Raw genomic sequence first — 26,652 nt, 5'->3', positions numbered from 1 at the left:
GAGGGAACGATATATGATTATCACATCACAATCCCACGGGAACCCGGCCGGCAATGATGCGGCCCCGCAGCAGGCGCTTCTGTGGGACTGGCCCACCCGCATCACCCACGGCCTCACGGCGGGCCTGTTCGCAGGGGCCTTCCTCCTGGCGACCCTCACCTCCAAACATTCGCAGGTCTTCCTCATCCACTCGCTGCTCGGCCTGGTGCTGGCCCTGGTGGTGGTGCTCCGCCTGGGCTGGGGCGTGGTGGGTTCCCGGCCTTCCCGGTTCAGCTCCTTCCTGTTCAGCCCCCTGGCCCTCTTTCGGTACCTCCGGGATGCCGCCCGGGGCCAGGACCAGCCCGCCGCCGGCCACAACCCCGGGTCCAGCTACGCCAGTTACGCCATGCTGCTGATCCCCCTGGGCCTGGCCGCCACGGGCCTGGCCCAGGGCAGGGGCGGGGAATGGGCGGAGGAGGTGCACGAAGCCCTGGCCTACGCCATGGTGGCCTTCATCGTCCTGCACCTGCTGGGCCTGGCCCTGTATGGGATCCGCCACCGGGAGAACATCGCCCTGAGCATGCTCCACGGGCGCCGGAGGATCCCCGCGGGTGCGGGCATCCCCTCCTCCCGCCCCTGGGCCGGCCTCGCCGTCCTGCTCCTGGTGGCCGGCGGCGCCGGGCTCCTGGCCCAGGGCCTGGACCTCAAGGCGCGGCAGATCAAGGTGCCGGGCCTGGCCAAGCCCATCCCCTTGGGCGAGCGGGAAAAGGAAGGGGCCGGGAAGGCCCCGGAGCAGGACGAGAACGAGGACGAGGAAAAGGGCCACGACCGGGATTGAAGGGGGCCCGGGTGGAGGGGCCCGGGGGCCGGGGGGCGAGGTGGCCCCCCGGCTTCGCCGTGTTCGGGCCTCCCGGCTCCGGTTGTGCCCCCTGGGCCCCGGAAGGGCGGGTCCCCCTGGGGGGCTTCCGTCCCGTTCATCCCCGGAATTCGACCGTTCAGGGAAAAAGCTGGGGGTTTGCCCCAGGTTTCGTGTAAAGTGACTGCATTCAAATTCGAGATGTTTGCCCTTCCTTAAGAAGGCAGGGTCGCCAAGGGTTTGTAAGTCTTTATAAGGGACTGTGACGACAGGGTAAAAGACAACTCATATGGCATTTTAATGTCCCTCCATCGGGATGCCTTTGTTTGGTGCAAATCATGCTCTCAGAAAGGGAAGCGTTCACTGAAATGAATAAAGTAAACAAGGTTAATTCCACTACTATTGAATTATTTCGCATCTGTGCGAATTTTGCTGCTGTTTTCGTTATAGCCACGCCCCTTGCCGCTCAGATGTTCCAGACATCCTTCGCGGAGCAGAAACTGGACCGCAGCCGGACACCGGTCACCCTGCAGGGACCTGTCCAGGTCGAGATCCCCACGGGCGCGATCGACCTTTCCATTCCGCTCGGACCGGGGATCGGGGCCCGTGGAGCAACCTTCAGGCCCACCCTGAGCATGCGGATGTCCCCCCAGGCCAGGGTCCTCCAGCAAGCGATCCAGAACCTGCGAACCCCCAAGCAACAGGAATGGGTCTATTGGGATTGTCGATTGGCCAGCCCCCAGGTACCCGACGTGGAATTCCAGTATTCGGTCGCCCAGACAGAGTATGGGACGGCAACGCTATCGCCCGGCGTGTTCAACCTCGTCATCGAGGATGGACTTGGGGTGGAATCGAGCTACGAGGTGATGGGACACGGAGGAGCATCCGTTCTTGGCGCCGTTCCCCCCCGCTTCGCGGGAGGGGATGTTCCGGGGCTCCTGGCCACTTTTGGTCTTGAGTCCTTTAGTTTGGGCGAAGTGAAGGCCCTGACCGCCCAGTACGACCTCTCCCGGATCTCCTCCACCGACGACCTGGTGCTGGGCCTTTCCAGTGGGCAGGATCCCCAGCTGCATTATCAAGCCAATCCCCTTCACGACCTGTATTCCGAAATCTGCCATGTTCCCCGGTTTGTGGTGGTGGTGCGGAGCGACGTCGCCTTCCTCTTCGAGTTTCTCCACCCCATGTATGAACACGTCCCATCGGACTGGGTGCCCAAGCCTGACAACGTCCCGCTTCGCGGGGCCACGTACCGGCTTGTCCGCATCATGAATAGATTCAAAGAATACATCCGGATTACGTATGAATCGGAAAACCTCGCTTCCCGCTATTTCGCAGCGGAGTGGGTCACCCAGACGGATCAGGCCCCCCTCTCTGGCCCCATGGTCGCCCTTGAAATGAAGTCTTCCCAGGCTCCCATCCCGATTCCAGGGACGCCGGGACTCCAGACCTCCCAACTCTCCGGGGCAACGGAACTCGAAGTCAATTATCTGAACATGGGTACCACCGCCGCCCCCCACATCAGCCTGTGCGTGAGCTCTTTGGATGGAGGGACCGTCCCTCAGCCGGCGATCATGCCGCCGAACTTCAAAGGGATGGATTGCCATACCTGGAATCAACCCATTTCGCAATTGCAGCCCCTTACGGTGACCCAGGACGTTCCGTCACCCGCGCAGTCGCTTACCTTCCACTATGGCCATGCCCCTGGCGTCAGTTGGCCCCTGGCGAACGAGGTCATTCCGACCGTCTTGACCGCCATCGATCACCCCGGTGGGGGGACATCCTTGTTCTGGGCTCCCCACACGTTCCGGTTGAATTATAACCCGTGGGCCTACAACGGCCTCACGGCGGGGCAAGCGACCTTTAGGCGGGTTCCGGCTTTCGCCTGGGGCGTCGTGGGCAGTTCGGTGCAGGATTCCGCGACGATGCAAACCCGGGCGACCGAATATGTGCGGACCCTTCCGCAAATGAACTGGGCCACCGATATCCCCGCCGATTACACCTCCTCCGTGGAGGAACGATGGGTCAGCACCGATTTCAATGTGGTGGTCGCCCACCCCGATGGAACCTTGACCAAGCATGTCTTTGCATCCCCTGCCACCACGGGCGGGGGCGCCTGCGGGCCAGCCGGGCTGCAGGACCTCGCTTTCATAAAGCACCTGGAATTGAAAACCATCGAGTCAGCTCCCGGGACACCCGACCGGATCACGTTGAACGACCATCTGTCGCTCCTGCGTGCGGGAAACCTCTCGGGGGAGCTTGGGAACCTGACCGTTCCGGTCGCCACGCGGACGCGAAGCTGGGATGGCGAGACCGGAATCCAGACGCAAACCAAGAAGTGGTACAACTCCGCAACCCTGGGGTGGGACCGTTCCACGACCCAGGTGGGAATCACCGCCAGCCCCGAGGGCATCGAGCTGGCGGACAGCGGCAAGCTGGACGACCTGGCCCCTCCCTTCTACAGCAAGAGCAGCACCTCGACCCTGGAAAGCCTCACCTCCGCATGGCTTCTCGGCCGGGTCGTCGAATCCTCCACTACCATTAATGACCCCTGGGGGTATAACCCAGGCCGCACGATGCCCTGGCAATCACCCGCCGAAACCCGGACCCTCAATCCTACGAACAACCGCCTTGAGGGCAGCACGAAGGGTCCCCTCAAGACCTCGTTCGAATTCAGCACCGGGGATTCACCGAACCCTTTCAGGGTGCAGGTTTCCTCCACCTCCACCGCCATCGCGGGGACGGCGGGCGCCTCGTATGGATATGACGGGTTCGGATACCTGGCGTCCATTACCCAGGCGACAGGCGTAGGGCCGGATTTGAGTGTGACGCAGACGAATGATCTTTTTGGACGGGCCACCTCCCAGGGGGATCCCAATGGGTTGATGACCACGATCACCTGGGATGGCGCCGGACGAATGGAGGAGATCAAGCCACCTGGGGAAATCCCTTCCCGTTATGAGATCCACCCGGACAACCTCGGGATATCCATCAAGCGCGGTTCCGACATGGAAACCCAATTGCGGTTCAATGCCTTTGGCGAAATGGTTCTGGAGCGGAGGAAGGCCTTGGATCCCATGGGCACGGAAATCTGGAGCTACCGGATCCACGGCCGTGATTCCTTAGGCCATCCGACCGGAGACACGGTCTGGCTTCCGGGCAAGGGCGCCGAAACCGATTGGGCCGTTCCGAACCTGGTGTGGGAAGTTCATTACCCAGCCACGACCTACAACAAGTGCGTTGAGTGGGGACGGGCGGAGGACGGCACGCCAGCCTGCCTTCGCTACCAGACCCTTGTCGTTCCGGAATACACCGCGCCGGCCCAGTACAAGGGGACCAGCATTGTCGTGGATGGACGCGGCCGGGAGATCCTGCGCAGGGAGCCCCTGGACCCGAGGTCCCCGTCGGAGCCCGCGACCCTCATCACCCGGACCACCCATTCAGGGCTGACGCAGCACGTGACCGTCGCGGAGGGCCTGCCCGAGGCGCAGGTGACCGAGTTGACCCGCGATCCCCTGGGACGCCTTGCCAAGGTCACCAATGTCAAGGGCAATTGGGTTTCTGAGCAGGGTCTATCCGCCGATCTGGTCTCCTCCTATTGGTACGACGTCCACGGGAAGCTCTCCAAGGTTCTGCAGACCGACGTGGCCCGGGGCCTGTCCCAGATCCGGACCTGGACCACGAACGATTTCGGCTGGTTGTTGCAGCTGGTCCAGCCGGAGAGCGGCGAAACGGACTTTTCGGAATTCAATGTCCTGGGTCTTCCCGGGATCGCGGATTACGCGGGCCTCAAGGTGGAAACGACGTACGACCTGACGGGAAGGCCGCTCACGGTGGGGAGTGGAGGTGCGACCCTGCAGTCCTTCACCTACGACACGGCGCCCCAGGGGAAGGGGAAAATCGCGCGGGGAACGGATGGTGCGATCACGTGCGCCTACGCCTACAACAGCGATAATGGCCGTTTGGAAACCTTGGACACGACCGCAATGGGTGAAACCTTCCGCCAGAATTACCAGTACGATTCGCTCGGCCAACGCAAATCCGCCACGGTCGGGAGGGTTCAGGGGGGTACCGACCTGGTGGACAGCCACACCGTGGATTGGCTTTTCGACCCCGCGAGGGGCATCCCGAACACCGTCCGCTACGATGGCCAGTACGTCGCCAACGCGTCCCACCAGGATGTCTCCTGGCAGATGGCCGGCCTGAGCTGGGCGACCTCCGCGGCCAGCTTCTATACCTACGGTATCGGCCAGTCCCGGCTCACGGGCATCCTTCACCGGTTCAAGGATGGCCTGGGGGCACCGCAAAGCGTGGTGTGGGATTTCCGATACGACGGTGCCGGCCGCCTCATCGGGGACGGGGAGGACGCGTTCACCTACGATGCTCTGAACCGCCTCCGGACCGCCAGCATCAAACTGCCCGAGGCCCCCGGCTCCATGGTCCAGGCCTTCGACTACGATGGCTTCGGCAACCTGATTTCATCCACGTCGACGAACGCACCGGCCTGGGTGAAAATGGGCTTCACGTTCTCTCCTTACAGTGATGCCTTGAAATCATCCAACCACATGCCGGCCACCACGGCCTCGGGGGGCAGCACCGGCGCCCACTACAATGCCCAGGGGCACCTGGACCAGGTCAACGCGGGCCTGGGGGGCAGGGGGCTTGCGCTCGTCTACGATCCCCTGGGCCGGGTCACCCGCATGGACCGGGGGGACGGTGTCACGGAAGCCTACCAGTACACCCATGGAGGCCTACGAACGGTCATCCAGGAATGGCAGGGAACGGTGCTCCAGAGGGTTCGGCTCAATCTGTACAACGACCAGAGGCAGATGGTGAGCCAGTGGGTGATGGAATGATGGCCTCCAGCATCCGGCTCCTTGCCCTCTCCCTTCTTCTCGTCCTGCCGCTGGCCGGGCAGAATGTCGTCATCACGGGCCCTGGCACGACGGTTTCGTCCTCCGGCAATGCCGTGGCGTTCACCGGGTCCGATTCGGGCACCGGCGCCGCCAATCCTGTGTGGACTTTCGGTGATGGCGCCAGCGCCAGCGGCTGGAACGTCACCCATGCCTACGCGGCGCCGGGCGTCTATTCGGTGACGCTTTCGGCTTCCGTTCCAAGCGAGGGGAAATGCCTCAGATGGGGTACGGACGCGGATGGGAACCGGGTCTGCCTCTCGTACCAGACCCTTTGGACGGCGGAATCCGCCAACCGGAGCCAGACGGTCCTGGCCCTTCCGGCCATCACGAGCCTGTCCTGCTCGCCGGTGTCCATCTACCTGGGCCAGGCCACGACCCTCTCCTGGGCCACCACGGGGGCGAGCGCCCTTGAGCTGTACGGACCGGGCGCTTCGGTCCGGAGCGTGACGGGCACGTCCAGCCGCCAGGAATCACCCGGGGGGACCTCGACGTACACGCTGGTGGCCTACAATGGGGCCGGCGCCCAGAGCCAGGCCAGCGTTTCGGTGGCGGTCCTGCCCGCTCCTGCCCTGACGGGTTTCACGGCCAGCCCCGCGGCCATCACCAGCGGGGATTCGACGACGCTCAGTTGGACGGCCCAAGGACAGACCGGTTTATCCCTCAGCGGAATCGGAACCGTCACGGGCAATTCTCTTGTCGTCAGTCCGCCGGCAACCACCCCCTACACGCTCACGGCCAGCAACCCCGCCGGTTCGGATTCCAGGTCTCTCACGGTCACCGTTCATCCCCAGCCCCGGATCCTGGGTTTCGCTGCGGAAAGCAATCCTGTCGGCCAGGGCCAGGTCGCCTATTTCACCCCTGTGTTCAGCGGTGGAACGGGTGTGATTTCGGGCCTTGGGGCCGTCAGCTCGGGTCAGCGGATCGGGGTCACCGTCAATGCGGAAACCCGGTATGTGCTGACCGTTTCCAACCCCCTGAACAGGCAGGTGACCGCCGAGCTTATCGTCGGAGTGGTCGCCCCCCCGACGATCGGTTCCTTCACCGCGAACCCGGCCGCCATTACGGCGGGCGACTCGACCACGCTCAGCTGGGCGACCCAGGGCCAGACGGCCCTGGATCTCACCCCGGTGGGGGACGTCTCCGGCACATCCTCGCGAACCGTGGCGCCGGCCTCGACCACGCACTACACCCTCACGGCCTCGAATCTGGCCGGCCCGGTCAGCGCCTCCCTGGATGTCACGGTGCATCCGCAACCCGTCATTTCGGCCTTCACGGCAGGGCGGGGACTCATCACCCAGGGGCAGGCCACAACCCTCGTTCCCGTCTTCGCGGGGGGCACCGGGACCCTTTCGGGGGTCGGGCCGGTCACCTCCGGGCAGAGTGTTTCCGTGTCCCCAGGCTCCCGGACGGTCTATACCCTCACCGTCACGAATCCCCTCGGACGCACGGCCTCGTCGGCGCTGACGGTGGATGTCGCAGGCCCTCCGGTGATCTCCTCGTTTGTTCCCAGCAAGGCCATCACCACGGCCGGCAAGGCCGTGACCCTCACCCTGGAATTCACGGGGGTGAAGGCGACCATTGATGGTTTGCCGGGCAGTTGGTCCGCGAGCCCAGCCTCGACCACCGTCGTGGTCAGCCAGACCACGTCCTTCACGCTGCGGGTGGAGAATGCGGCCGGGGACGCCGTGACCCGGACCGTCCAGGTGGAGGCGGTTCCAGGACCGGCCATCGCATCCTTCGTGGCCACCGGATCGGTCATCACCCAGGGCGATCCCCTGACCCTGACGGGGGTCTTCACGGGCGGGACGGGCATCGTCACGCCGCAGCCGGGAGCCGTCAGCAGCGGACAATCCGTGAACGTGTCCCCCGCGGCCACGACCACCTACACGCTTACGGTGACCAACGCAGCCTCGGACACGACCACCGCCACCGTGACGATTGCGGTCGAAGCCCTTCCGGTAATCCAGGGTTTCACGTCCGACGTCGCGCGCATCGAGCCGGGGGGCTCCACGTACCTCACCGCCCAATTCACGGGAGGCACGGCCGAGATCGCACCCGGGCTGGGTGCGGTCCTCCCCGGCCAGCCAAGGCTCGTCCAGCCTGCTGCCGACACGACCTATACGTTGACGGTGCGCAACGCCGCCGGAAGGGAGGTGACCCAAAGCCTTCTGCTGAGGGTCGGGATGAAGTTGAAGTGGGTTCGAAGCGTCGTTTACCTCGGGGACAAGGAAATCGCCGAGGTCGATCAGGCTGGGACGCACGTCACCCAGGTCGATTCCCTGGGAAGTCCGAGATTCGTGACGAATGGAAACGGCGTTCTGGAATCGATGCAGAAATTCACGCCGTTCGGTGAACTGCTCGCAGGGGATCCTTCCAGATTGGCGAAAGGGTTTACGGGGCACGAGCAGACCGATCCGTCGGGGCTCATATACATGCAGGCGCGGTTCTATCTGCCCATGTATGGGAGGTTTGCCAGTCCCGACCCTGCGCGCGACCAGCACTTTGAAGAGACGCAGAGCTGGAACATATACAGCTACGTTCAGAACAATCCCGTGATGATGACGGATCCAACCGGAGAATCTGCTTGGGATGTCATCAAAGGTGCCGCATATGCGATTGCGGACAACGCCAGCTTGGGTGCCGTAGGTGGAATGGCCGAGAAGTATTTTGGCTTTAATCCTTCCGGCCAGAACCGGGATTTCTACATGGGTGCTGCTGTTGGCAGCCTTGCTTCTGGAGAGATGGGGGCCACCACTGCGGCAGGAGGTGCCGCGGGAGGTCTGGCCACTTCTCCAACTGGAGCAGGAGCCGTGGTTGGTGCGGCTATCGCGGTATATGGTGGCGCTGTCGCGGTGAAGTCAGCCGGTGCTGTTGTAACCAATCTTGCAATGGCTGCTAAGGCCGACTCCCCATATTCAGGGGTGCAGGATCCAAAAGCGGTAGGGGAAGGCCGAGATTTCACTCGACGCCAGAAGGCAGAGGCTAAGGCCCAAAATGCGAGTAGAAACGGTGGGCAACTGAAGTCTGATGGTGATGGGAAACCACTTACGCCATCCCAGCAATCCAAGAAGGGCGTAGCTCCTAATCCTCGGGAGGCCCATGTTGACCACGCCAAATCGAAGGCCAATGGTGGCAGCAATTCAAGTTCAAATATGAGAGTTATTTCAAGAGAAGAAAACCTCAGAAAAGGTCGGAGAAATGAGCCGTAAAAACGACAGGCGATCCCTGATTATATGTTCCCATGTTTTTGAAGATGGGCTGCCCATTTTGAGGGTCAAACGGGACGAGCTGGACCCTGACGATCCCTCGGATTCAGGTTGGCAGGTGGTCTGTGATTCGGGGGTAAGAGAGAGTGGAGATACGATTCGGATTATCTCCGTTGAGGAGGCGGTTGCAATTGATCCCTCCATCGAGGAGATGCTTGATTCCGAAGTCGGTTCGGTTTTCAACCGGAAATCGGCAAAAGGCCCGTGGATAAAGGAGACCCTAAGCTGAGAGAGCGTCCAAGATCCCAAGGGTGAACTGACCTCCTCCTGTTCTAGGCCCCAACGCTTGGTAGATCGCTATTCTGTGCGCCGACCCACCCGATCAGAGGCGCCGTCCGGCTCGCCCCGGGCAAAGGCCGCGCCTGCGCACCGCTGCGCGGCGCTCCAGCACGCCCTCTGCAGCGGGGCGCCCGTGATCAGCGCCGTCCCATACCGTCGTGCAGAGGGAAAGAGGTGGCCTCGGACGGCGGCAGCGTTGAGGGCCCAACGGGTCCCCCCAGTTCGCCCATTCATCATCCATCGCCGCCCTGCGCGTCGGTCGGCAGTCGTCGCATTTTCGATAATGATCATTATCGAAAATGGTTTTGGTGAACCCCTCGTCAGCTGCGCTGCCGAGCGCTTCATAAAACTCCCGCCGCCTGCCTAGACATAACGGTTCGCTATGTCTCCCGCCGCGCAGGGCTCTTTGGCTTCGTTGGGCGTCCATCAGGTTGAGGGGGTTGGGTAATAGTGGCCCTTGCCTGATGCTCGATCGCGCCGTCCGGCTCGCCCTCGCCAGGGAGCGTCACGCCCCGCCCGGAACCGCCTTGTTTGAAGTAAATATTTACTTACACTTGGAACATGACCACCCCCCTCCACCCCCTCACGCCCAAGCGCCTGGAAATCGCGGACGCCGCTTTGAAGATCATCGGCACCAAGGGCATCGCCGCGCTCACCACGGCGACCTTGGCGGCCGAGTTGGGGGTCAGCCCGGGGGCTCCCTTCCGGCACTTCGCGAACCGGGAGGAAATCCTGGAGGCGGTGGCCCTGCGGGTGGAGGAACTGGTCCTGGAGACCATCCCCGATTGCGACTGCGCGCCCCTGGAGCGGATCAGGCTCCTGTTCCGCGCCCGGGCCAGGGCGGTGGGGCGCCATGCGGGCATCGCCCGGCTCATGTTCTCGGAGCAGTTCACCCTGGCCCTTCCAAAGCCGGCGGCCAACCGCCTCCGGGGGCTGGTCACCCGCACCCGGGACTTCCTCCTGGACGCCCTGGCCGAAGCCCTGGAACGGGGCGAAATCCGCTCCGACATCCCCCCGGGGACCCTCCTGCCGGTGGTCCTGGGGTCCCTGCAGCACCTGATCTTCGCGCGTTCCCTGGGCCTTGCCCAGGAGGCGGAGGCCGACGTCCTGGCCGATACGGTCATCCGGCTCCTGACGCCCTGCAGCCTGCCGCACCTGACCTAGGAACGCTTCTGCGCCGTTCGGGCGCGACGTTCCCCTTGACGTAAGTAAATATTTACTTACATTGATCCCGAGGCGATGATCTTCCCCGCCCGACTGCAAAGGAGCGCATTCCATGTCCAGCTTCCCCATCGTTGATCTTCCTGCCTTCCTGCCTTTTGAAGCCGGCAAGCGAACCACCCAGGCCCTGGTGGACCTTCCGGGCGCCACCAAGCTCGTCCTGGCGGCCCTGGACGGCGGCGCGGAGGTGGCGCCCCATGCGGTGCCCTACCCGGCGGGGGTCCTGCTCCTTTCCGGCACCCTGGAGGTCCAGCTGGACACCGCCTGGCACCCGGTGGTGCCTGGCCAGTTCTTTCCCATACCTGCGGGAATCCGCCACGCGGTTCGCGCCCAGGAGCCCTCTCATTTCCTCGTGCTGCACGCCCGGGGGCTCACGGCCTGACCCAGGTCCAGAGGAGGATGGAATGCCCCGATCCGACGCCGCCCGCCCCGGGCTCCCCTGCGTGGTCATCCTGGGCGGGGGCTTCGCCGGCCTGGAAGCGGCCCGGGCCCTGCGCGGGGCCCCGGTGCGGGTGGTCCTGGTGGACCGGCGGAACCACCACCTGTTCCAGCCACTGCTCTACCAGGTGGCTTCGGCGACCCTCTCCCCAGCGGATATCGCCGCGCCCATCCGCCATGTCCTCCGCCACCAGGGCAACGCCGAGGTGCGCCTGGGGGAGGCCGTGGGCGTGGATCCGGCGGCGCGCACGGTGCGGTTCGCGGAGGGCGGGGACCTGGCCTACGACTTCCTGGTGGTGGCCACCGGCGCCCGGCACTCCTACTTCGGCAGGGACGGCTGGGGGGCCCACGCGCCGGGCCTCAAGACCCTGGAGGACGCGCTGGAGATCCGCCGGCGCTTCCTGCTGTCCTTCGAGCGGGCCGAGCTGGAGACCGACCCCGCGCGCCTCCGGGAGCTCCTCACCTACGTGGTGGTGGGGGGCGGCCCCACCGGGGTCGAACTGGCGGGCACCCTCAAGGAAATGGCGCGCCTGACCCTGCCCCGGGAATTCCGCCGCATCCACGCGAACCTCGCCCGGGTGGTGCTGGTGGAGGCCGGGCCCGACATCCTGCCCGCCTTCGGCCAGGGCCTCACCGCCAAGGCCCGGCGGAGCCTGGAAGCCATCGGTGTGGAGGTGCGCACCGGAGAGGCCGTCACCGGGGTGGACGCCCACGGGGTGACGGTGGGGCGGGAGCGCATCGACGCGGGCACCGTCATCTGGGCCGCCGGGGTGGAGGCCTCCCCCCTGGGACGCAGCCTGGGGGTTCCCCTGGACCGCGCCGGGCGGGTGGTGGTGGCCCCGGACCTGTCCATCCCGGGCCACGGGGAAATCTTCGTCATCGGGGACCTGGCCTCCTTTTCCCACGGCCTCCAGGGTCCCCTGCCCGGGCTGGGGGCGGTGGCCATCCAGCAGGGCCGGGCCGCCGCCCGGAACCTCCTGGCCAGCGTGGCGGGCGAACCCCGCTCGCCCTTCCAGTTCCGGGACCGGGGCACCATGGCCACCATCGGCCGGGGCTCGGCCATCGCCCAGCTGGGGCCGCTCCGCCTCTCGGGGTGGGTGGCCTGGCTGGCCTGGCTCTTCGTGCACCTCATGCTGCTGGTGGGATTCCGGAACCGCGTGGCGGTGTTCATGGAATGGCTGTTCGCCTACCTCACCACCCAGCGCCGGGTGCGTCTGATCCTGGGGGCCTCCCGGGACGAAGCCCCGCCGAGCGGCTAGACTGGGACGGTATGCGGCCCGCCCTCCACCTTCCTCCCGCGCCCCAGGGGCTGACCCAGCTGGGGACGGAGGAGAAGTTCGAACGGCTCGCCTTCGAGGGGCAGAGCTTCGAGGGCCAGGCCGCCGACCTGGTCTCCTTCCTGGGCTGCCGCCTGACGCGGGTAGGCCTGGCCAACACCCGGCTCCCCAAGGTGGATTTCACGGATTCCACCCTCGACGCATGCGACCTGGCCAATGCCGCCTGGGAGAAGGCCCATCTGGGCGGGGTGCGCCTGGAGGGGTGCAGGATGGTCGGCCTGGATCTTTCCAGGGCCTACCTCAAGGGCTGCGCGCTGGAAGGCTGCAACGCGTCCTTCGCCCAGTTCCGGGACGCGGGCCTCCGGGAGGCCCGCTTCAAGGACTGCAACCTGCGCGGCGCCTCCTTCCAGGGCGCGGATCTCAAGGGGGCCTCCTTCGCGGGGTGCGATCTGGGCGAGTGCCAGATGTCCTTCGCCCGCCTTGCGGGGGCGGATTTCCGGGGGGCGGAGCTCAAGGGCCTCCGGATCCGCATCGAGGACCTGAAGGGCCTGATCGTGGATCCGGCACAGGCCGCCTACCTGGCGGGGCTCATGGGGCTCCGGATCCTGGCCTGAGCGCCTCCTACGCTCGGCTATCTGTTAGCCTGAAGAGGTTCCCATCCAGGATCCTCCCCACCCCATGACACAGTTGATCGGTACTCACCTGGGCACCTACGAAATCCTCGGCCTGATCGGATCGGGGGGGATGGGCGAGGTGTACCGCGCCCACGATCCCAATCTGGACCGGAACGTGGCGGTCAAGGTCCTGCCCGCCGCCTTCGCCCAGGACGACCAGCGGCTGCGCCGCTTCCGGCGGGAGGCCCGCATCCTCGCCTCCCTGTCGCACCCGAACCTGGTCCAGGTCTTCGACGCGGGGGAACAGGACGGCCATCCCTACCTGGTCATGGAACTGCTGGAAGGCCGCACCCTCCGGGCGCTGCTCAACGAGGGGCGCCTGCCCTGGAAGAAGGCGGCCGAATTGGCCGCCGCGGTCGCCGACGGCCTGGCTGCCGCCCACGCCCGGAACATCGTCCACCGGGACCTGAAGCCCGACAACCTGTTCATCACGGAACTGGGCCACGTGAAGGTGCTGGATTTCGGCATCGCCACCCCCCAGCGGAACGTGCCCGGGGAAACCGCCACCCTCATCGCGGGGGATCTGAAGACCCACGAGGGCCCCCTGGTGGGCACGGCGGCCTACATGAGCCCCGAACAGATCCGGGGCGACGTGGTGGACGGCCGCAGCGATCTGTTCAGCCTCGGCCTGATGCTCTGGGAAATGCTCACCGGCATGCGGCCCTTCCAGCGGCCCACGGTCGTGGAGGTGCTCAACGCGATCCTCAAGGAGGATCTGCCCACCCTGGACCCCACCGCCCAGGTGCCTTCCGCCATGGAGCGGATCCTGGACGCCTGCTTGGCGAAGGACCCCCAGGGGCGGTTCCATTCGGCCCACGACCTGGCCCTCGCCCTGCGCAGCCTGTCCCAGGGGAACACCTCCTCGCCCGAACGGTACCGCCCGACAGTTTGGTGGACCGGGGCCATGCGGAACCGGGTGCGCTGGGGAGCGGCGGGGCTCGCCCTGGCGGGGCTCCTCGTGGTCGGCGGCTTCTGGGCCCGGGGCGCCGCGGGGCCGCCCCAGTTCAGCCGGATCACCTTCCAGAAGGGGGAGATCGGCGGGGCCCGGTTCAGCCCGGACGGCCAGGAGGTGGTCTACGACCTCCTGCAGGACGACAGGCCGCCCCGGCTCATCACCGTGCGCCTGGACAACCTGGAGGAGTTCCCTTCGGGCGGCGTCTCGGCCCGGCTCCTGGGTCTCTCCGCCAAGGGCGATTGGGCGCTGCAGACCGAACCCAGGCGCGACGTGGACGCCATCGAGCTCTTCCGCGGCACCCTGGCCACGACGGCCAGCCGGGGCACCGCGCCCCGGGAACTGGAACAGGACGTGGTCGCCGCGGACTTCTCGCCCGCGGGGGACCTGGCCGCGGTGCGCAACCTCCAGGGGCACTTCCGCCTGGAGTGGCCCCTGGGCACGGTGCGCCTGGAGCGGGGAACCTACCTGGCCAACCCCCGGTTCTCCCCGGACGGGCGCTACCTGGCCTTCCTGGAGTGCGGCCAGCAGGACCTGATCCTGGCCGAAACCTCCATCGTGGTCCTGGACCTGGCCCGGGGCGGGCTGCGGGTCCTGCCCCAGAGGGCCCGGTACCTGGGCCTCGCCTGGCGGGGGGCGGAGATCGTCACCGTCGCCAAGAGCGAGCGGGGCTCCAGCGAGATCCTCGCCTTCTCCCTCCGGGGCCGGGCGCGCAAGCTGGCAGAGATGCCTGGTTCCTGGTGCGTCCAGGACGCCGACCGGCAGGGGCGCCTGCTCCTGAGCGAATCCCGCTTCGACACCAGCATCCGCATCTGGAGCCCCGGGCTCCAGCCCCAGGACCTGTCGGTGAGGGGCGGGGGCAACCTCTTCGGCCTCACGGCCGACGGCCGGCGGGTCCTGGTGCAGACGCACCCCGCCACCCGTCCGGAGGGCCCGGATTCCTCCTTCTACAGCCGGACCCTGGAAGGGGGCCTGCCCACCTTCCTCGGCCGCGGCAGCGTCGGCGCCCTGTCCCCGGATGGCGCCTGGCTGGCGGTGATCGGCCCCGGCACCCCGGTGAGCATCGTCCTGTCCCCCACGGGACCCCAGGGGAAGGCCCGCCAACTGGCGGTTCCGGAACTGGGGGGGCTGATCCAGATCCAGTGGTCCGCGGATGGGAAGACCCTGCTGGCCGCCGGGCACGCCCCGGGCCGCCCCCCACGGCTCTGGCGCCTGGAACTCCAGGGCGGCCCGCCCCGGCCCCTCAGCCCGGAGGGCACCACCTGCACAGCCGACTGGATCCGGCCCTCCCCCGACGGGCGCGCCTGCCTCGCCGAGGAGCAGCGGCGCACGGTCCTGGTGGACCTCCAGGCGCCGGACCGGGCGCCCCGGCCCATTCCCGGGCTGCGGCCGGGGGAATTCGCGGCGGGCTGGACGGCGGACTCCAAGGGGATCTACGTGTGGAAGCAGGGGCCGCTGCCCCTGGCCATCGAGGCCCTGGACCTGGCGACCGGCGGGCGGAAGCCGGCCTTTTCCCTGACCACCGAGGACCGGGGGCAGATCTTCACCAACGCCTTCGTGGCGCCCGGCGGAAAGGCGGTGGCCGCCAACCTGGTGAAGCTGCCCTCGAGCCTGTACCTGCTCAGCGGCCTGAAGTGAGGCGGGGGCCGGGGGCCCCCGCCTAGGACTACTGGGCGTCCGGCCCGTTCAGGAGCCCCGTGGGCACGAGCCGGCCCACGCTGCCCAGGCGATCCAGGGCGAAGGTCTCGGCCACGGCCTGCATGATCTGCTCCGCCGTCAGGCCCTGGGCCTGAAGCTCCGCCAGGTGGGCCTTCACCGCGTCCACGAGGGCATCCCCCGCCGCCATCCGCAAGTCCTTCTCATTCATGGATTCCATGATCCGCTCCTGGGTTGTCCGAGGCGTTCGGGGAAGGGCCGGGTCCCCGCCTCGGGGGGAAGAGCCAGGCCATCTGGGAAGCAAGATCCAGGGCCGCGAGGGTGGCGCCGTTCCCCTCCGTGGCCAGGGGACAGGAGTGGCGGTCCGCGGCGGCGAGCAGGGCGGTCCAGGGGTCCCCCAGGGTGCCGAGGCGGGGGCCGTGCCAGCAGGGCCTCACCGCCCCGTCGGCAAAGACGTGCACCGCGCGCAGGTGCCGGCACCGGGGAGGGCCGGGCCGCCAACGGCAGGCATCGGCCACCTGCAGGCCGGGGCCCAGGAAGGGCACGTCCCCGGGCTCGCCCAGGGGAGCGGGGTGGAAGCCCGGGGCGGATGCGAGGCCGACGGTCATGCGGCAGGCCCCGGCGGCGTCCAGGGACAGGGGGGCCAGGGCCTGGTCCCGGTCCCAGCGATCCAGGAGGGTCACCCGGTGGGCCCCGGCGCCGCCCAGGAGTTCCAGGCGGTAGCCCCCTTCCTCCGCGGGCCGGAGGAGCCGGCAGGCGCCATAGGGCACCGAGGCCCGGGCCAGGGCCGCCGCCCAGCGGGGGGCCTCCTCCTCGGGGCTGTCCAGCACCAGGAGCAGGCCGCCCAGGGCCAGCACCTGGCTGAGCCACCCGGCGAAGGCCGGCGTGGGGCCCAGGCCATGGGCCACCACCACGGCGGCGCCGGACCCGGGCCCCTCGGGCACGCGGCCGCACAGAGCGTCGGCCAGGGCCTGCCCCTCCCGCCAGTTGCGCTGGAAGAGGGAACTGCCCGGCACCGGCGGCCAGGACCCCACCGCATGGGCATGGGTCGTGACCCAGGCCTGGGAGGCCGGGTCCCGCCGGGCATCCAGGCCGAAGCGCCGGCGCGACCGGTGGAGCGGCGTTCCGGGCATGAGGGACAGGATGTTGTCGGCGCAGGCCTCCAGGCCCAGGGAACCCACGAATTCGGTGGTGGCCCGCCAGTCCTCCGCCGTCTCCCCGGGCAGGCCTCGGATGACGCTGGTCTCCACGTCCATGCCCGCCTCCCGGGCCGCGGCCACCGCGGCCCGCACGGAATCCAGGAAGCCCCGCTCCCGGGCCAGCTCCGGATCCACCCGCGTCTCGGGGGCCCGGACCTTGCCGATGGCCCTGAGCACCCTGGGCGAGCCGGATTCCAGGCCGAAGCAGAGGCCCGTGAACCCGGCCCTGCGCATGAGCCGGAGCAGGTCCGCGTCCACCCGGTCGGCCCGGGTCATGGCGGTGAGTTCCAGGCGGAGGCCCCGGTCCAGGATCCCTTCGCAGATGCGCCGGGCCCGCCCGGGCCGGATGGTGAAGGCGTCGTCGTACAGCTGCACCCGCGGCGGCCGGGCGCCGCCCCCGAAGCGCGCGGCCAACGCCTCCAGGTCGTCCAGGACCCGCTCGACGCTGTGGAAGGCGATGCGGTGCCCCGACACCGCCGCGAAGCTGCAGAAGGTGCAGTGCTGGTCGCAGCCCCGGGCCGTCAGGTAGCCCAGCCTGGGGGAGGCCACCAGGCCCAACTGGTAGGGGGACGGCAGGTCGTCCAGGGACGCGAGGCCCTCCGGGAAGCTGGAGAGCTGGGTGATGGCGGTGGCCCGGGGGCCCCCGGGGCTGGCCAGGACGAGGTTGGGCAGGTCCGCCAGCCGCTCCGCGAGCCCGGTGCGGCCCCGGGCCAGGATCCGTTCCGCCAGGGGGACGATGAGCGTCTCCCCCGCGCCCCGCACCACGCCGTCGGCGCCCAGGAGTTCGAGGGTCTCCTCCGGGCTGAAGGTGGCGTTGGGGCCGCCCACCAGCACCGCGGTCTCCGGCAGCACCTCCCGCACGATCCGCGCGAGGATCCGGCTCAGGTAGAGGTTGGTCTCGTACACGGTGAAGCCGACGATGGCCGGGCGCTGGGCCCGGAGCAGGGTCGCGAAGTCCGGGAGGGTGGGCGGGGCCGGGGGCAGGTACTGGCCGGCGCCGATGCCGGCCCCCCGCAGGACGGCGCGCAGGTAGGCCGCGCCCAGGTGCTCCGAGAACGCCGGCAGATCGCCGCCGGGCGCCATCACGAACATCACGGGGTCACGGGGCACGTCCAAGGTCCTCCAGGCCGGCCCGGGCCGCATCCGGCGGCCCCAGGTGCTTGCAGCGTGCGACCCATGGAAAAGTCTACAATGAAGCCCCGCCGGGACGAACCCTCCCCTCAGGCGGGGAGGCTGCGGCCATCGTGTCAACGCTGTCGGCGTTATCAATATCGTTCATTTACAGTATTTATAGCAGTATTGACGGCTCCGCGAACGGCAATACACTGTATTTATGATTTGGTTCGAATGGGATCCCGCCAAGGCCATCGCCAACAAGAAGAAACACGGGGTCACTTTTGAAGAGGCACAATCCGTCTTCCTCGATGAATTTGCAGTCCAGTTCTTTGACGATCAACACTCCGGAGACGAGGATCGATTCCTCATGCTCGGCCTGAGTTCCGGCCCTCGGCTGCTCCTCGTCTGCCATTGCGAGCGCCGGGCGGGTACGGTCATTCGAATCATTTCGGCGCGCCTTGCCACCAAATCCGAAAGCGCCTTCTACAAGGGTGAAGCCAAATGAAAGCAGAATACGATCTCTCAAAAATGAAGGCCCGCAAGAACCCCTATGCCTCCAAGCTGAAAAAGCCCGTCACCATGCGGCTTTCCGAGGATGTGGTGCTCTACTTCAAGGCCATGGCCACGGAGGCAGGCGTGCCTTATCAAAGCCTGATCAATCTCTACCTCCGGGATTGCGTTGCCAAGCACCGGAAGGTTCAAATCACCTGGCCGGCCCGGGTGTAAGGGAGGCTTCGCTGCCGAAGGATCGCCCTGAGCCGGCGAGACGGCGGGCCTCCCGGGTGATGGAGGCGGGGAACCCGCGGAGTTCCAGGAGCCGGATGGCGTTGCGGGTGTAGACGGGGCCGGGGCGCAGCTTGAAGTCGAACCCGAAGGTCCCATCCACGACCTGCTCGGAGAAATGGTAGAGATCGAAGCTGGCCCCGAGGGCTTCGCCCAATTCCAGGTCGTGGGTGGTGACCAGCAGGAGGTTGCCCTTCTGGAGGTGGTCCAGGACCGCGGTGGAGGCCGCGAGGCGCTCCTGGGTGTTGGTTCCCCGGAAGATCTCGTCGATGAGCAGGACCTTCGGCGGATCTCCGGGTCCGGCGGAAACGAACGCCCGCAGCCGGTCCACCTCCGCCAGGTAGTAGCTCTGGCCCGCTTCCAGGTGGTCGCTGCGCCGGATGGAGGATTGCACCGGGAGGCGGGGGAGGCTGGCGCGGCGGGCCAGGCAGAAATGGAGGGTCTGGCCCAGCAGGCAGTTGATCCCGATGGTCCGGATGAAGGTGGTCTTGCCGGCCATGTTCGAACCGGTGACGAGGCAGGACCGGTTCCGCAGGGCCAGATCGTTGGGCACGGGGCGGGAGAGCAGGGGATGCCAGGCCCCCGCGATGTCCACGTCCCGGTCCGGCGTGAACGCGGGCTCCACATGGCCCTCTGGAAGGTCCTGGAGGTAACGCGCCAGACCCATGGCCGCGTCCAGGGCCCCGAGGGTCTCCAGGATGGAACGCAGTTCCTCCCGTTCCCGCCGCAGGGCCGGCACGGCCCGGAGGAAGCAGATGATATCCATGAGGAACAGCATGTTCAGGTAGCCGAAGAACGCCGCGGCCAGCTCCGACAGCTGGCTGCGGTCCACGGAAAGCGTGCTCAGGCGCGCCTGCACCCGCGCCATGGCCGGGCGGCACCGACGCAGCCGCTCGATTTCCGGCAGGGCGGGCGCGTCGGGCAGGGCCGCGATCCTTAGGCCCGCCTCGATGAGGGCGTGGATCCTGGAGAAGGCCGGATAGTACGGGGCCAGCCTCGGCCCGAGGACGGTGTTGATGAGGATGTTCACGCAAAGGAAGGCCAGCCCCGGAAGGAACAGCCAGGGCACCCGGGCACACGCCGCGAAGCAGGGCAGGGGGATCAGGGCGCAGAGCACGTAGAGCCAGGGGCGCGGAAGCTGTTCCGGGAGCCCGACGATGAGGAAGGGCGCCAGGAAGGCGCCGCCGGGATCCCCGAGGGGCTTCAGGACCGCCCTGGCCCGGTCCATCCAGGACCCGCAGTCCCGGAGGATCCGGTAGCCCCGGGACCGCTCCTCCAGGACCCGGTCCTCGGGTTCCACCACCCGCATCCACCGGTAGAGCACCTGGCTTCCGGGCCAGCTCACCGTGCGGTCCATCCTCGTGAACACCTCATCCATGGCCAGGTCCTGCCAGGTGGTTTCGTCCACGGTGCCGGGCGCGTCCCCCAGCGCCACGTGATAGTTCCGCACCAGGTCCAGGTCGCGTTCGGGCGGGGCGTCGGCGGGCAGATTCGTCATGGGATCCCCAGAGGCTACCATGCCCGGATCCGGGACCCGCCTGGAGCGGCAGACGCGCCAAGCCGTCATGGAAGGTAGGCGGAGGCCGCTTGATAGAGCGCCAGGCACAGAATCCCAAGGGCGATCTTGATCCCCAGGATCCGCCTGGCGCGCCAACCGAACTTCTCGAAATTCACCAGGAGCACCAGCACCATGAAGAACGGCAGACCCACCCGGATGCCCTTCAGCAGGGGAGACATACACGGAACAGCCGAGGACTATCTGGATCCGAAGGTCGTCCGCCCCATGTCCAGCGGGGCGTAGGCTTCACTCGTGACACCCTGGCCGGTGGGCATTTCATGGCGGCCCTCCCTGGTCTCCTCCGGAAATGCGGGCAATCCATTGTTGCGAATTTCGGCTGAGAGGTTTCACGTTGAAACCCTTCGGGACGTGGTGTTCACGCCTCGGATGCGAGCGTATTGGCCAAAATAAGGGGTTTCGCGTAGGGTGGCAGGGAGGAGATCCCATGAACCCACTCCGTCTGGCCGTGCCCTTCCTTTCGCTGGCCCTGGCGGCCCAGGCCCCCCTGCGTACGGTGGCCCGCTACCGCGACGCGGCCCTGGGCCTGGAGGTGGTGAGGACCGAACTCGTCCTTCCGACCGGGCAGCCCTGGCCCCAGGTGGTGGCCGTCGCGGGGGTTCGGCAGGTGTTCCTGGTTCCCCCGGCCCAGGCCGGGCCGGGCCCGCGGACCGTCGCCGTGCTGGCGTTGCGGGTGCCCGGCGCCAGGACCGCCCGCCTTGAGGGGATTCCCGGCGCCCAGGCCTGGGACCTGGAAGGTGGCAAGACCGGCGACCGGTCCCTCCTGGAGCAGTGGGCCCGCGCCCGCGCCCGGGCCTGGGAGCAGGGGGCCGGTGATCCCTCGCCCCTGGTGGCGGGCTTCCGGGCCATCCAGAACCGGCTCTTCTTCGGAGGGCGGGAGCCCGGACCGGTGGCCCCCCGCCGCCGGGACGAGGGCCCCAGCCTCCTCAGCCTCCTGGGGGGCCGCGCCGCCGTGCAGGAGACCCTGCAGCTGGACCGCGGCCTGGAGGGCGCCCCCGGCGCCGCCGCGCCCCGGGTTTCCCTGGCCTCCATCCCGGGGATCACCGTGGCCGCGCACCCCTGGGCCGAAATGCTGGGCGGACGCCAGCCCGCCGTGCCGGCCCTGGCCCTGTGCGTGCCGCCTGACCGGGCCTTCCTGTACCTGCCGGATCCCGCCGCCGCCCTGGACGGCTTGGCGGGGGGCGGCGCGGCCTTCCTGGCCCGGGTGAGCGCTTTCGGCCGCCAGGGCACCCTGGACCGGGATCTCATCGCCCGGGCCCTGGAGGACCTGGGCGTGCGCCGGAGCCTCCTGGGCGCGGTTTCCTCGGCCGCCGTCTTCCTGCCGGACCTGAACCTCCTGGGCGGCACCGACCTCACCGTCGTGGCCGAGCTCACCCCCGTGGCCGCCGCCCTGTTCGGCACAGGCGCGCCCAAGGCGGTGGCGACCCCCCGGGGCGAGGCCTGGCGGGCCCGGGAGGGCGGGCGGGTCTTCCTGTCCACCTCGCGGGCGGAGCTGGACCGGGCCCTGGCCCTCCACCGTGCGGGAGGACAGGGGTCCCTGGGCGCCTCGGACGAATTCAAGGTGATGCTCACCCACCTGGCCCCCACCGAGGCCACCCGGGCCTACGCCTACCTTTCCGACCCCTTCATCCGCCGCCTGGTGGGCCCGGCCCAGCGCATCGGCCAGATGCGCCAGGCCGCCGCCCGCCGCGACCTGGAGGCCGTGGCGGCCGCCGTGGAGCTGCGGCGCCTGGACGCTCCCGGCAGCCCCCTGGACCTTCCCACGCTCCGCAAATTGGGCTACCTCGAGCCCGGCCTGGATGTGTCCGGGTTCTCCGTCCAGGACGGCGGAGTGGCCAGCCGGGTCTGGGGCCGGCTCGACCGCATGCGCCCCCCGGCGCCCCCCGCCGAGGTGGAGGCCTGGGAGGCCCAGGCCTACGAGGCCTTCCGGGCGAACTACAGCCAGTACTGGAGCCGCTATTTCGATCCCATCGCCCTGCGCCTGGAGGCCCGGGACGGGGCCTACGGACTGGACACCTTCATCCTCCCCCTGCTGGACCAGAGCGCCTACCGCCAGCTCCGGCAGTTCCTGAAGCCGGGGCCCCTGCCGGCCCTAGCCGCCGCCCCCCGGTGGGCCCGGCCCCAGGTGGCCACCCTGAGCCTTCCCGTGGACTGGGCGGGCCTGCTGGGCAGGTCCCCGGTGCCGGTGCTCCGGGAACTGCTGGGGGCCCTGGGCGGCGAAGCGCACCTGGCCTTCCTGGACGCGGCCCCCGTGCTGCAGGTGGGAGGCGGCTCCCCCGCCGGCCTCCTGGCCACCCAGGACCGTCTCGCCCAGGGGGGCCTCCTCTTCCTGGCCCCGCTCCTCCTGGGCCCCCTCACCCGCCCCGTGGCGCTGGCCATCCCCGTGCGCGACCCCGCCGCGGCCCGGGAGGGCTTCGCCCGCCTTGCCCAGAGCGCCGCGCTGCGCCAGGGCCTGCCCAGGGAACTGGAATGGCGCGTCCACCAGGAGACGGGCCAGCGCCTGATCCTCAGCGCCTCCCTCCTGGGCCTGGTGACCCTGCGCTTCTCCCTGGACCTGGAGGACGGCTGGCTGGTGGTGTGCAACGACACCTCCCAGACCGCGCCCCTGGTTTCCGGCTCCGCCCCCCGGGCGGCCTCCCACGCCGCCCTGTCCCTGCGCCCCTGCGACCTGAACCTCGGCCTACCCGCCGCCTGGCAGGCGGCTGTGGAGGGCCAGGCGGACCGGGCCTGGGCCGAGCAGCGCTGGCTTTCCCCCTGGCTCGCCTCCGGCCTGGACGTGGAGGCCGCCAAGGACCGCAGCCGCCGGGTCTTCGGCGGCGCGCCCCTGCTGCCCGCCGCCGACCTGGGCCCCGGATCGACCCCCCGCAACCTGCGCTACGGCACGCCCTGGCGTCCCCTCCTCCCGGTGCGCAAGCCCGGGGAGGACTTCGGCCTGTTCGAGGGCGTCCGGGAGGTGCGGGTGGACATGACCTTCGAGGAGGACGGCCTGCGCACCCGCGTGGGCTGGACCGCCCCCTAGCTTGGATTTCACCAGGCGGTGTGGCCCTCGATGCGCCCGGGGGTGGGCCTTTCGATGATCCGCCCCAGACCCAGGCTGCCCCACGCGTCCTGGCCCCAGCCCTTGGCGAAGGTGGCGCCCCAGGCGAAGGACGTGTAGCCCGAGGAAGCGATGCCCTGGACCCCGGTGAGGCCCGGGATCGCGGTCAGGGTGGCCAGGCTGTTGAAGGTGCCCTGGCCGGTTTGCCCGTTCCCGGCGTTCCCGATGGAGCGCACGGTCCCGTCGGCTTGCAGGGTCAGCAGGTGCTGCTGGCCGGCGGCCAGGGCCCGGGTGTTGGCCGATCCCGGCAGCACGGCCGGTGGGGCCCGGTAGGCCAGGGGCTGCAGCCAGCCCCAGGTGCTGACCGTGCCGTCGGCCAGCAGGGCCGCGGAGAAGGTGGACCCGGCGCTGACGGAGGTCACCCCGGTGAAGCCGGGGACCAGGGCCGGGGAGGTCCGGCTGGTCAGGGTGCCGTCCCCCAGTTGGGCGTAGGAGTTGTCGCCCCAGGCCCAGATACGTCCGGCGCCGTCGAGGGCGAGGGTGTGCCAGGAACTGGCGGCGACCTGACGCACGTCGGTTAAACCCGTCACCTGGACGGGCGTGGGCCGGGTGGTGGTGGAACCGTCGCCCAGGTTGCCCGAACTGTTGTTGCCTTGCGCCCAGAGGGTGCCGTCCTGGAGCACGAAGAACGTGGACGAACCGGGCGAGGTGATTCCGGCCACGGGCCCGAGGCCGGTGACCTGCGCCTGGGCGGAAAAGCCATCGTCCGCCGAGACCGGATTGGCCCAGCCCCAGCGCCAGAGACTGCCGTCCACCCGCTGGGCCAGGCCCTGGTACAAGCCCATGGCCACCCGGGCCAGGGGCGCGAAACCGGGGGCGGAGGTGGGCACGGTCAGGAAGCGATAGGCCGGGGTCCGGGGATCCTGGCCCCAAAGCCAGAGGCCCCCATCGGCCGTCACGGCGGCGGTGGACCAGGTGGAGGCCGCCAGGGCGGTCAGGGGGCTGGAAATGGCCAGATCCACCGGGCTGGTGCGGTCCACGGGGATGGTGTCGCCCAGCTGGCCGGCGCTGTTGTCGCCCCAGGTCCAGAAGGTGCCGTCCTGGAGCAGCGCGAGGGTGGACGCGCCATCGGTCGCCAGATCCAGAACCGGCCCCAGGGCGACCTTGAACGCGGACGACCGCGCCTCGAAGTCTCCGGTGCCGAGGCTTCCCGAATAATTGGGGCCCCAGGTCCACAGGGTGCCGTCCAGGGCCAGGGCGGCGGCGAGGCGGGAGTCGGAGACCAGGCGCACCGCGCCGGGCAGGTCTGTCTGCCGGGTCACGGTCGTGGGGTTGGTGCTGCCGGGGACGTTGCCCCAGGCCCACAGGCGCCCTTCGAAATCCAGGGCGAAGGTGCCATTGCCGGTGAGGGCCAGGGAGGCCGGAAAGGGCAGGCCCTGGAGCTGGACCGGGGCCTGCACGTTGGCTCCCGATGCCCGGGCCAATTGTCCGTTGTAGTTGCTGCCCCAGCCCCAGACCGTGCCGTCCGCCCCGAAGGCGAAGCTGCTGTTGGACCCGGCATGGAGGCCCTCGATGGCCGGGAGGCCCAGCACCTGGGCCGGGGTGGCGCGGGTCGTGGTGGTACCGTCCCCCAGCTCGCCGCTGAAATTGGAACCCCACGCCCAGGCGGTGCCGTCCACGGCCAGGGCCAGATTGTGGTTGCCGCTGCTGGAGATGGAGGTGATGGCGGGAAGGCCCGGGAGGAGGGCCGCCGGGAAGGTGCCGTTGGCCTCGAGGTGCCAGACGGTGCCGTCCGCCTTCAGGGCCAGGGCCCCGCTTTGGTTGCCGACGAGGCTGACCACGCCGGTCAGGGCGGCGTTCCGGGTGGGCACCGAGGTGTCCGGCGTCCAGTCCGGATACCCCATGGGCATCTGGGTCGCGTTCTGGCCGCAGACCCAAAGCGTCCCGTCGTCCTTGAGCATCCAGGAGCCGTTCCGGCCCAGGGCCACCGCCCGGCGGGGCCGGGCCTGGGCGCGCAGGGTGGCCACCCGGCCGGCGGCGTTCGTGACGGCCAGTTCAAAGCGATCGGGCATCGGCCCGGTCCAGGGCAGGGCCGTGCCGCTGAGGATCGTCCGGTTCCCGGGCCGGACCACCGCCGTGCCGCCGCTGAAGGTGGCGGAGAGCGTGAGGCCCTGGGCCATGGGGAGCCAGTCCCCCGCCGCAGAGAAGGCGGTGATCACGGGCGGGGCCACCACCTGCACGTCCAGGCCCAGGGCGGTGCTGACGCCGAGCGGATTGGTGACGGTCACCGTGAAGTGGGTGTCGGTGGTGGGTGTCACCTGGACGGTCTGGCCACTGGTCAGGGCGATGCCCCCGGGCTGCAGCAGGGCCGTGCCGCCGCTGAACTGGGCGGTGAGGCCGCAGGCGTCGCCCAGGGTAAGGATGGCCGGCGTCGCCAGGAAGGAGGCCAGCCGGGGCGCGGCGACCACCGTGCAGGTGGCGGTCCCCGCCGCCGAGGCCGTGCCGGCGGCGTTGGTGGCCACGCAGGAGATCCCCAGGCTGCCGGGGGCGCCGGCGGTGAAGGTGATCTGCGCGGTGCCCTGGCCGGCGGTGACGGTGCCGGAGGTCAAGGTCCAGGCGAAGGTGCACCCGTTCTGGGCCGGCACCGAGGCGGCCAGGGCTGTCTGGCCTTCGGTGGCCTGGGCCGCGGCCTGCACCACCGGCTGGACCGGAGGCGCGACCACGTCCACCGAGGCCGTCCGGGTCACGGTCTTGCCGTTGCCCGTGACCGTCAGGGTGTAGGTCGTGGCCTCCTGCGGCGTGGCGTGGGCCACCGCGGCGCTGGCCAGGGCGCCCACGCCGTGGTCCACGGTGCCGGTGCCGTCCCGGTAGGTGGCCGTCAGGTCCACCGTGGCCCCGCGGGTCAGGAGGGCGGGCGTGGCCGAGAAGGCGGAGATCGACGGGTCCGCGGGGACCGTTGGGCTGCCTCCCGAACTGCTTCCGCAGCCGGCCAGGGCGGCCAGAAGGGCGAGAAGGGCGAACCGCGTCCGGAGTCCAAGCCGCAAAGGGGCCATGGGCACCTCCCAGAAAGCATGCAGGCCAACGAGCTGTGGGGTGGGGCGGGCCTACTTTAGTCCGGGTTCCGTTCTATTTCAAGGAATATGGAGCCCGGCGTTCATCCCGGAGGAGGCAGGCATCCCGAGCGTCCTCGATGGCGCCCAGGATGCGGTGGGCGTGCGTCACGAAGCGCGCCCCCGCGTCCGACAGGAGCATGCCCCTGGAGGTGCGGTGGAAGAGCTGGGTGCCGAGTTCGTCTTCCAGGCTGCCGGTTTCCGCGACGGCGAGGACGGTGTGGATCTGGTCCAGACTCATAAGTCCCCATGATCCCGGGTAGCCTGCGGTGCTCGTGCCGTCCGATGGTTTTGAAGTCCTGACGCGGGCACCTGAGGAC

Annotated in this window: 18 protein-coding genes; 12 read left to right on the top strand and 6 right to left on the bottom strand. The window is 68.7% G+C overall.

Translation table 11 applies throughout. The features are described 5' to 3' along the window. Positions 1-13 precede the first annotated feature (13 nt). The 9 genes from R2J76_RS14075 to R2J76_RS14035 all read left to right on the top strand — a co-directional run bounded on the left by R2J76_RS14075 (position 14) and on the right by R2J76_RS14035 (position 15,493). The gene (locus R2J76_RS14075; RefSeq protein WP_316412265.1) at positions 14-817 is read left to right on the top strand and encodes a cytochrome b/b6 domain-containing protein; all 804 of its coding nucleotides are present in this window, start codon (positions 14-16) and stop codon (positions 815-817) included. A 347-nt stretch (positions 818-1,164) separates the two neighbouring features. Then, positions 1,165-5,688 (top strand): RHS repeat domain-containing protein, encoded by a 4,524-nt coding sequence (locus R2J76_RS14070; RefSeq protein WP_316412264.1) that lies wholly within the window; start codon positions 1,165-1,167, stop codon positions 5,686-5,688. Continuing rightward, the gene (locus R2J76_RS14065) at positions 5,685-8,957 is read left to right on the top strand and encodes an RHS repeat-associated core domain-containing protein (protein WP_316412263.1); all 3,273 of its coding nucleotides are present in this window, start codon (positions 5,685-5,687) and stop codon (positions 8,955-8,957) included. Before R2J76_RS14070 ends, R2J76_RS14065 begins: the two co-directional genes overlap by 4 nt. After that, a complete protein-coding gene (locus R2J76_RS14060; protein ID WP_316412262.1) occupies positions 8,947-9,243 on the top strand; it encodes an immunity protein Imm33 domain-containing protein in 297 nt (98 codons plus the stop codon). Before R2J76_RS14065 ends, R2J76_RS14060 begins: the two co-directional genes overlap by 11 nt. A gap of 611 nt (positions 9,244-9,854) precedes the next feature. Continuing rightward, positions 9,855-10,457, top strand: a complete 603-nt coding sequence (locus tag R2J76_RS14055; RefSeq protein WP_316412261.1) for a TetR/AcrR family transcriptional regulator — start codon at positions 9,855-9,857, stop codon at positions 10,455-10,457. Between the two features lie 112 nt (positions 10,458-10,569). Continuing rightward, a complete protein-coding gene (locus R2J76_RS14050) occupies positions 10,570-10,896 on the top strand; it encodes a cupin domain-containing protein (RefSeq protein ID WP_316412260.1) in 327 nt (108 codons plus the stop codon). A 22-nt stretch (positions 10,897-10,918) separates the two neighbouring features. Continuing rightward, the gene (locus R2J76_RS14045) at positions 10,919-12,211 is read left to right on the top strand and encodes an NAD(P)/FAD-dependent oxidoreductase (protein WP_316412259.1); all 1,293 of its coding nucleotides are present in this window, start codon (positions 10,919-10,921) and stop codon (positions 12,209-12,211) included. An 11-nt stretch (positions 12,212-12,222) separates the two neighbouring features. Further along, on the top strand, positions 12,223-12,843 hold the full coding sequence (locus R2J76_RS14040) for a pentapeptide repeat-containing protein (protein ID WP_316412258.1): 621 nt from the start codon (positions 12,223-12,225) through the stop codon (positions 12,841-12,843). A gap of 64 nt (positions 12,844-12,907) precedes the next feature. Then, entirely contained in the window at positions 12,908-15,493 is a 2,586-nt protein-coding gene (locus tag R2J76_RS14035) for a serine/threonine-protein kinase (protein WP_316412257.1), read from the top strand. 28 nt (positions 15,494-15,521) lie between these two features. Here the strand turns inward: R2J76_RS14035 and R2J76_RS14030 are convergent, their stop codons facing one another. Both R2J76_RS14030 and R2J76_RS14025 read right to left on the bottom strand, forming a co-directional pair. Further along, entirely contained in the window at positions 15,522-15,731 is a 210-nt protein-coding gene (locus R2J76_RS14030; RefSeq protein WP_316412256.1) for a hypothetical protein, read from the bottom strand. Further along, positions 15,715-17,820, bottom strand: a complete 2,106-nt coding sequence (locus tag R2J76_RS14025; RefSeq protein ID WP_316415897.1) for a B12-binding domain-containing radical SAM protein — start codon at positions 17,818-17,820, stop codon at positions 15,715-15,717. The genes R2J76_RS14030 and R2J76_RS14025 overlap by 17 nt, the downstream gene beginning before the upstream one ends. A 223-nt stretch (positions 17,821-18,043) precedes the next feature. On the opposite strand from R2J76_RS14025, the gene R2J76_RS14020 reads away from it, so the two are divergent. Together R2J76_RS14020 and R2J76_RS14015 are read left to right on the top strand one after the other, a co-directional pair. After that, entirely contained in the window at positions 18,044-18,331 is a 288-nt protein-coding gene (locus R2J76_RS14020) for a BrnT family toxin (RefSeq protein WP_316412255.1), read from the top strand. Next, positions 18,328-18,552, top strand: a complete 225-nt coding sequence (locus R2J76_RS14015; protein ID WP_316412254.1) for a BrnA antitoxin family protein — start codon at positions 18,328-18,330, stop codon at positions 18,550-18,552. Before R2J76_RS14020 ends, R2J76_RS14015 begins: the two co-directional genes overlap by 4 nt. Here the strand turns inward: R2J76_RS14015 and R2J76_RS14010 are convergent. Further along, positions 18,530-20,107 (bottom strand): MutS-related protein, encoded by a 1,578-nt coding sequence (locus tag R2J76_RS14010; protein ID WP_316412253.1) that lies wholly within the window; start codon positions 20,105-20,107, stop codon positions 18,530-18,532. The two genes, R2J76_RS14015 and R2J76_RS14010, sit on opposite strands and share 23 nt — an antisense overlap. A gap of 65 nt (positions 20,108-20,172) precedes the next feature. Further along, entirely contained in the window at positions 20,173-20,346 is a 174-nt protein-coding gene (locus R2J76_RS14005) for a hypothetical protein (protein WP_316412252.1), read from the bottom strand. Between the two features lie 266 nt (positions 20,347-20,612). Between R2J76_RS14005 and R2J76_RS14000 the strand changes: the two genes are divergently transcribed. Further along, entirely contained in the window at positions 20,613-23,204 is a 2,592-nt protein-coding gene (locus R2J76_RS14000; protein WP_316412251.1) for a hypothetical protein, read from the top strand. An 8-nt stretch (positions 23,205-23,212) separates the two neighbouring features. Here R2J76_RS14000 and R2J76_RS13995 read toward each other — a convergent pair whose 3' ends face one another. Together R2J76_RS13995 and R2J76_RS13990 are read right to left on the bottom strand one after the other, a co-directional pair. Then, positions 23,213-26,275: an RCC1 domain-containing protein gene (locus tag R2J76_RS13995; protein ID WP_316412250.1), complete on the bottom strand. Its 3,063-nt coding sequence runs from the start codon at positions 26,273-26,275 to the stop codon at positions 23,213-23,215. Positions 26,276-26,348: 73 nt separating this feature from the next. Then, positions 26,349-26,573, bottom strand: coding sequence for a hypothetical protein (locus R2J76_RS13990; protein WP_316412249.1), 225 nt, complete (start codon positions 26,571-26,573; stop codon positions 26,349-26,351). Between the last annotated feature and the right edge of the window lie 79 nt (positions 26,574-26,652).

The sequence above is a fragment of the Mesoterricola silvestris genome (assembly GCF_030295405.1).
GTDB classification, from domain to species: Bacteria; Acidobacteriota; Holophagae; order Holophagales; family Holophagaceae; genus Mesoterricola; species Mesoterricola silvestris.
The sequence above is the reverse complement of the archived record's forward strand: the minus strand, read 5'-3'. Positions and strand labels throughout refer to the sequence as shown.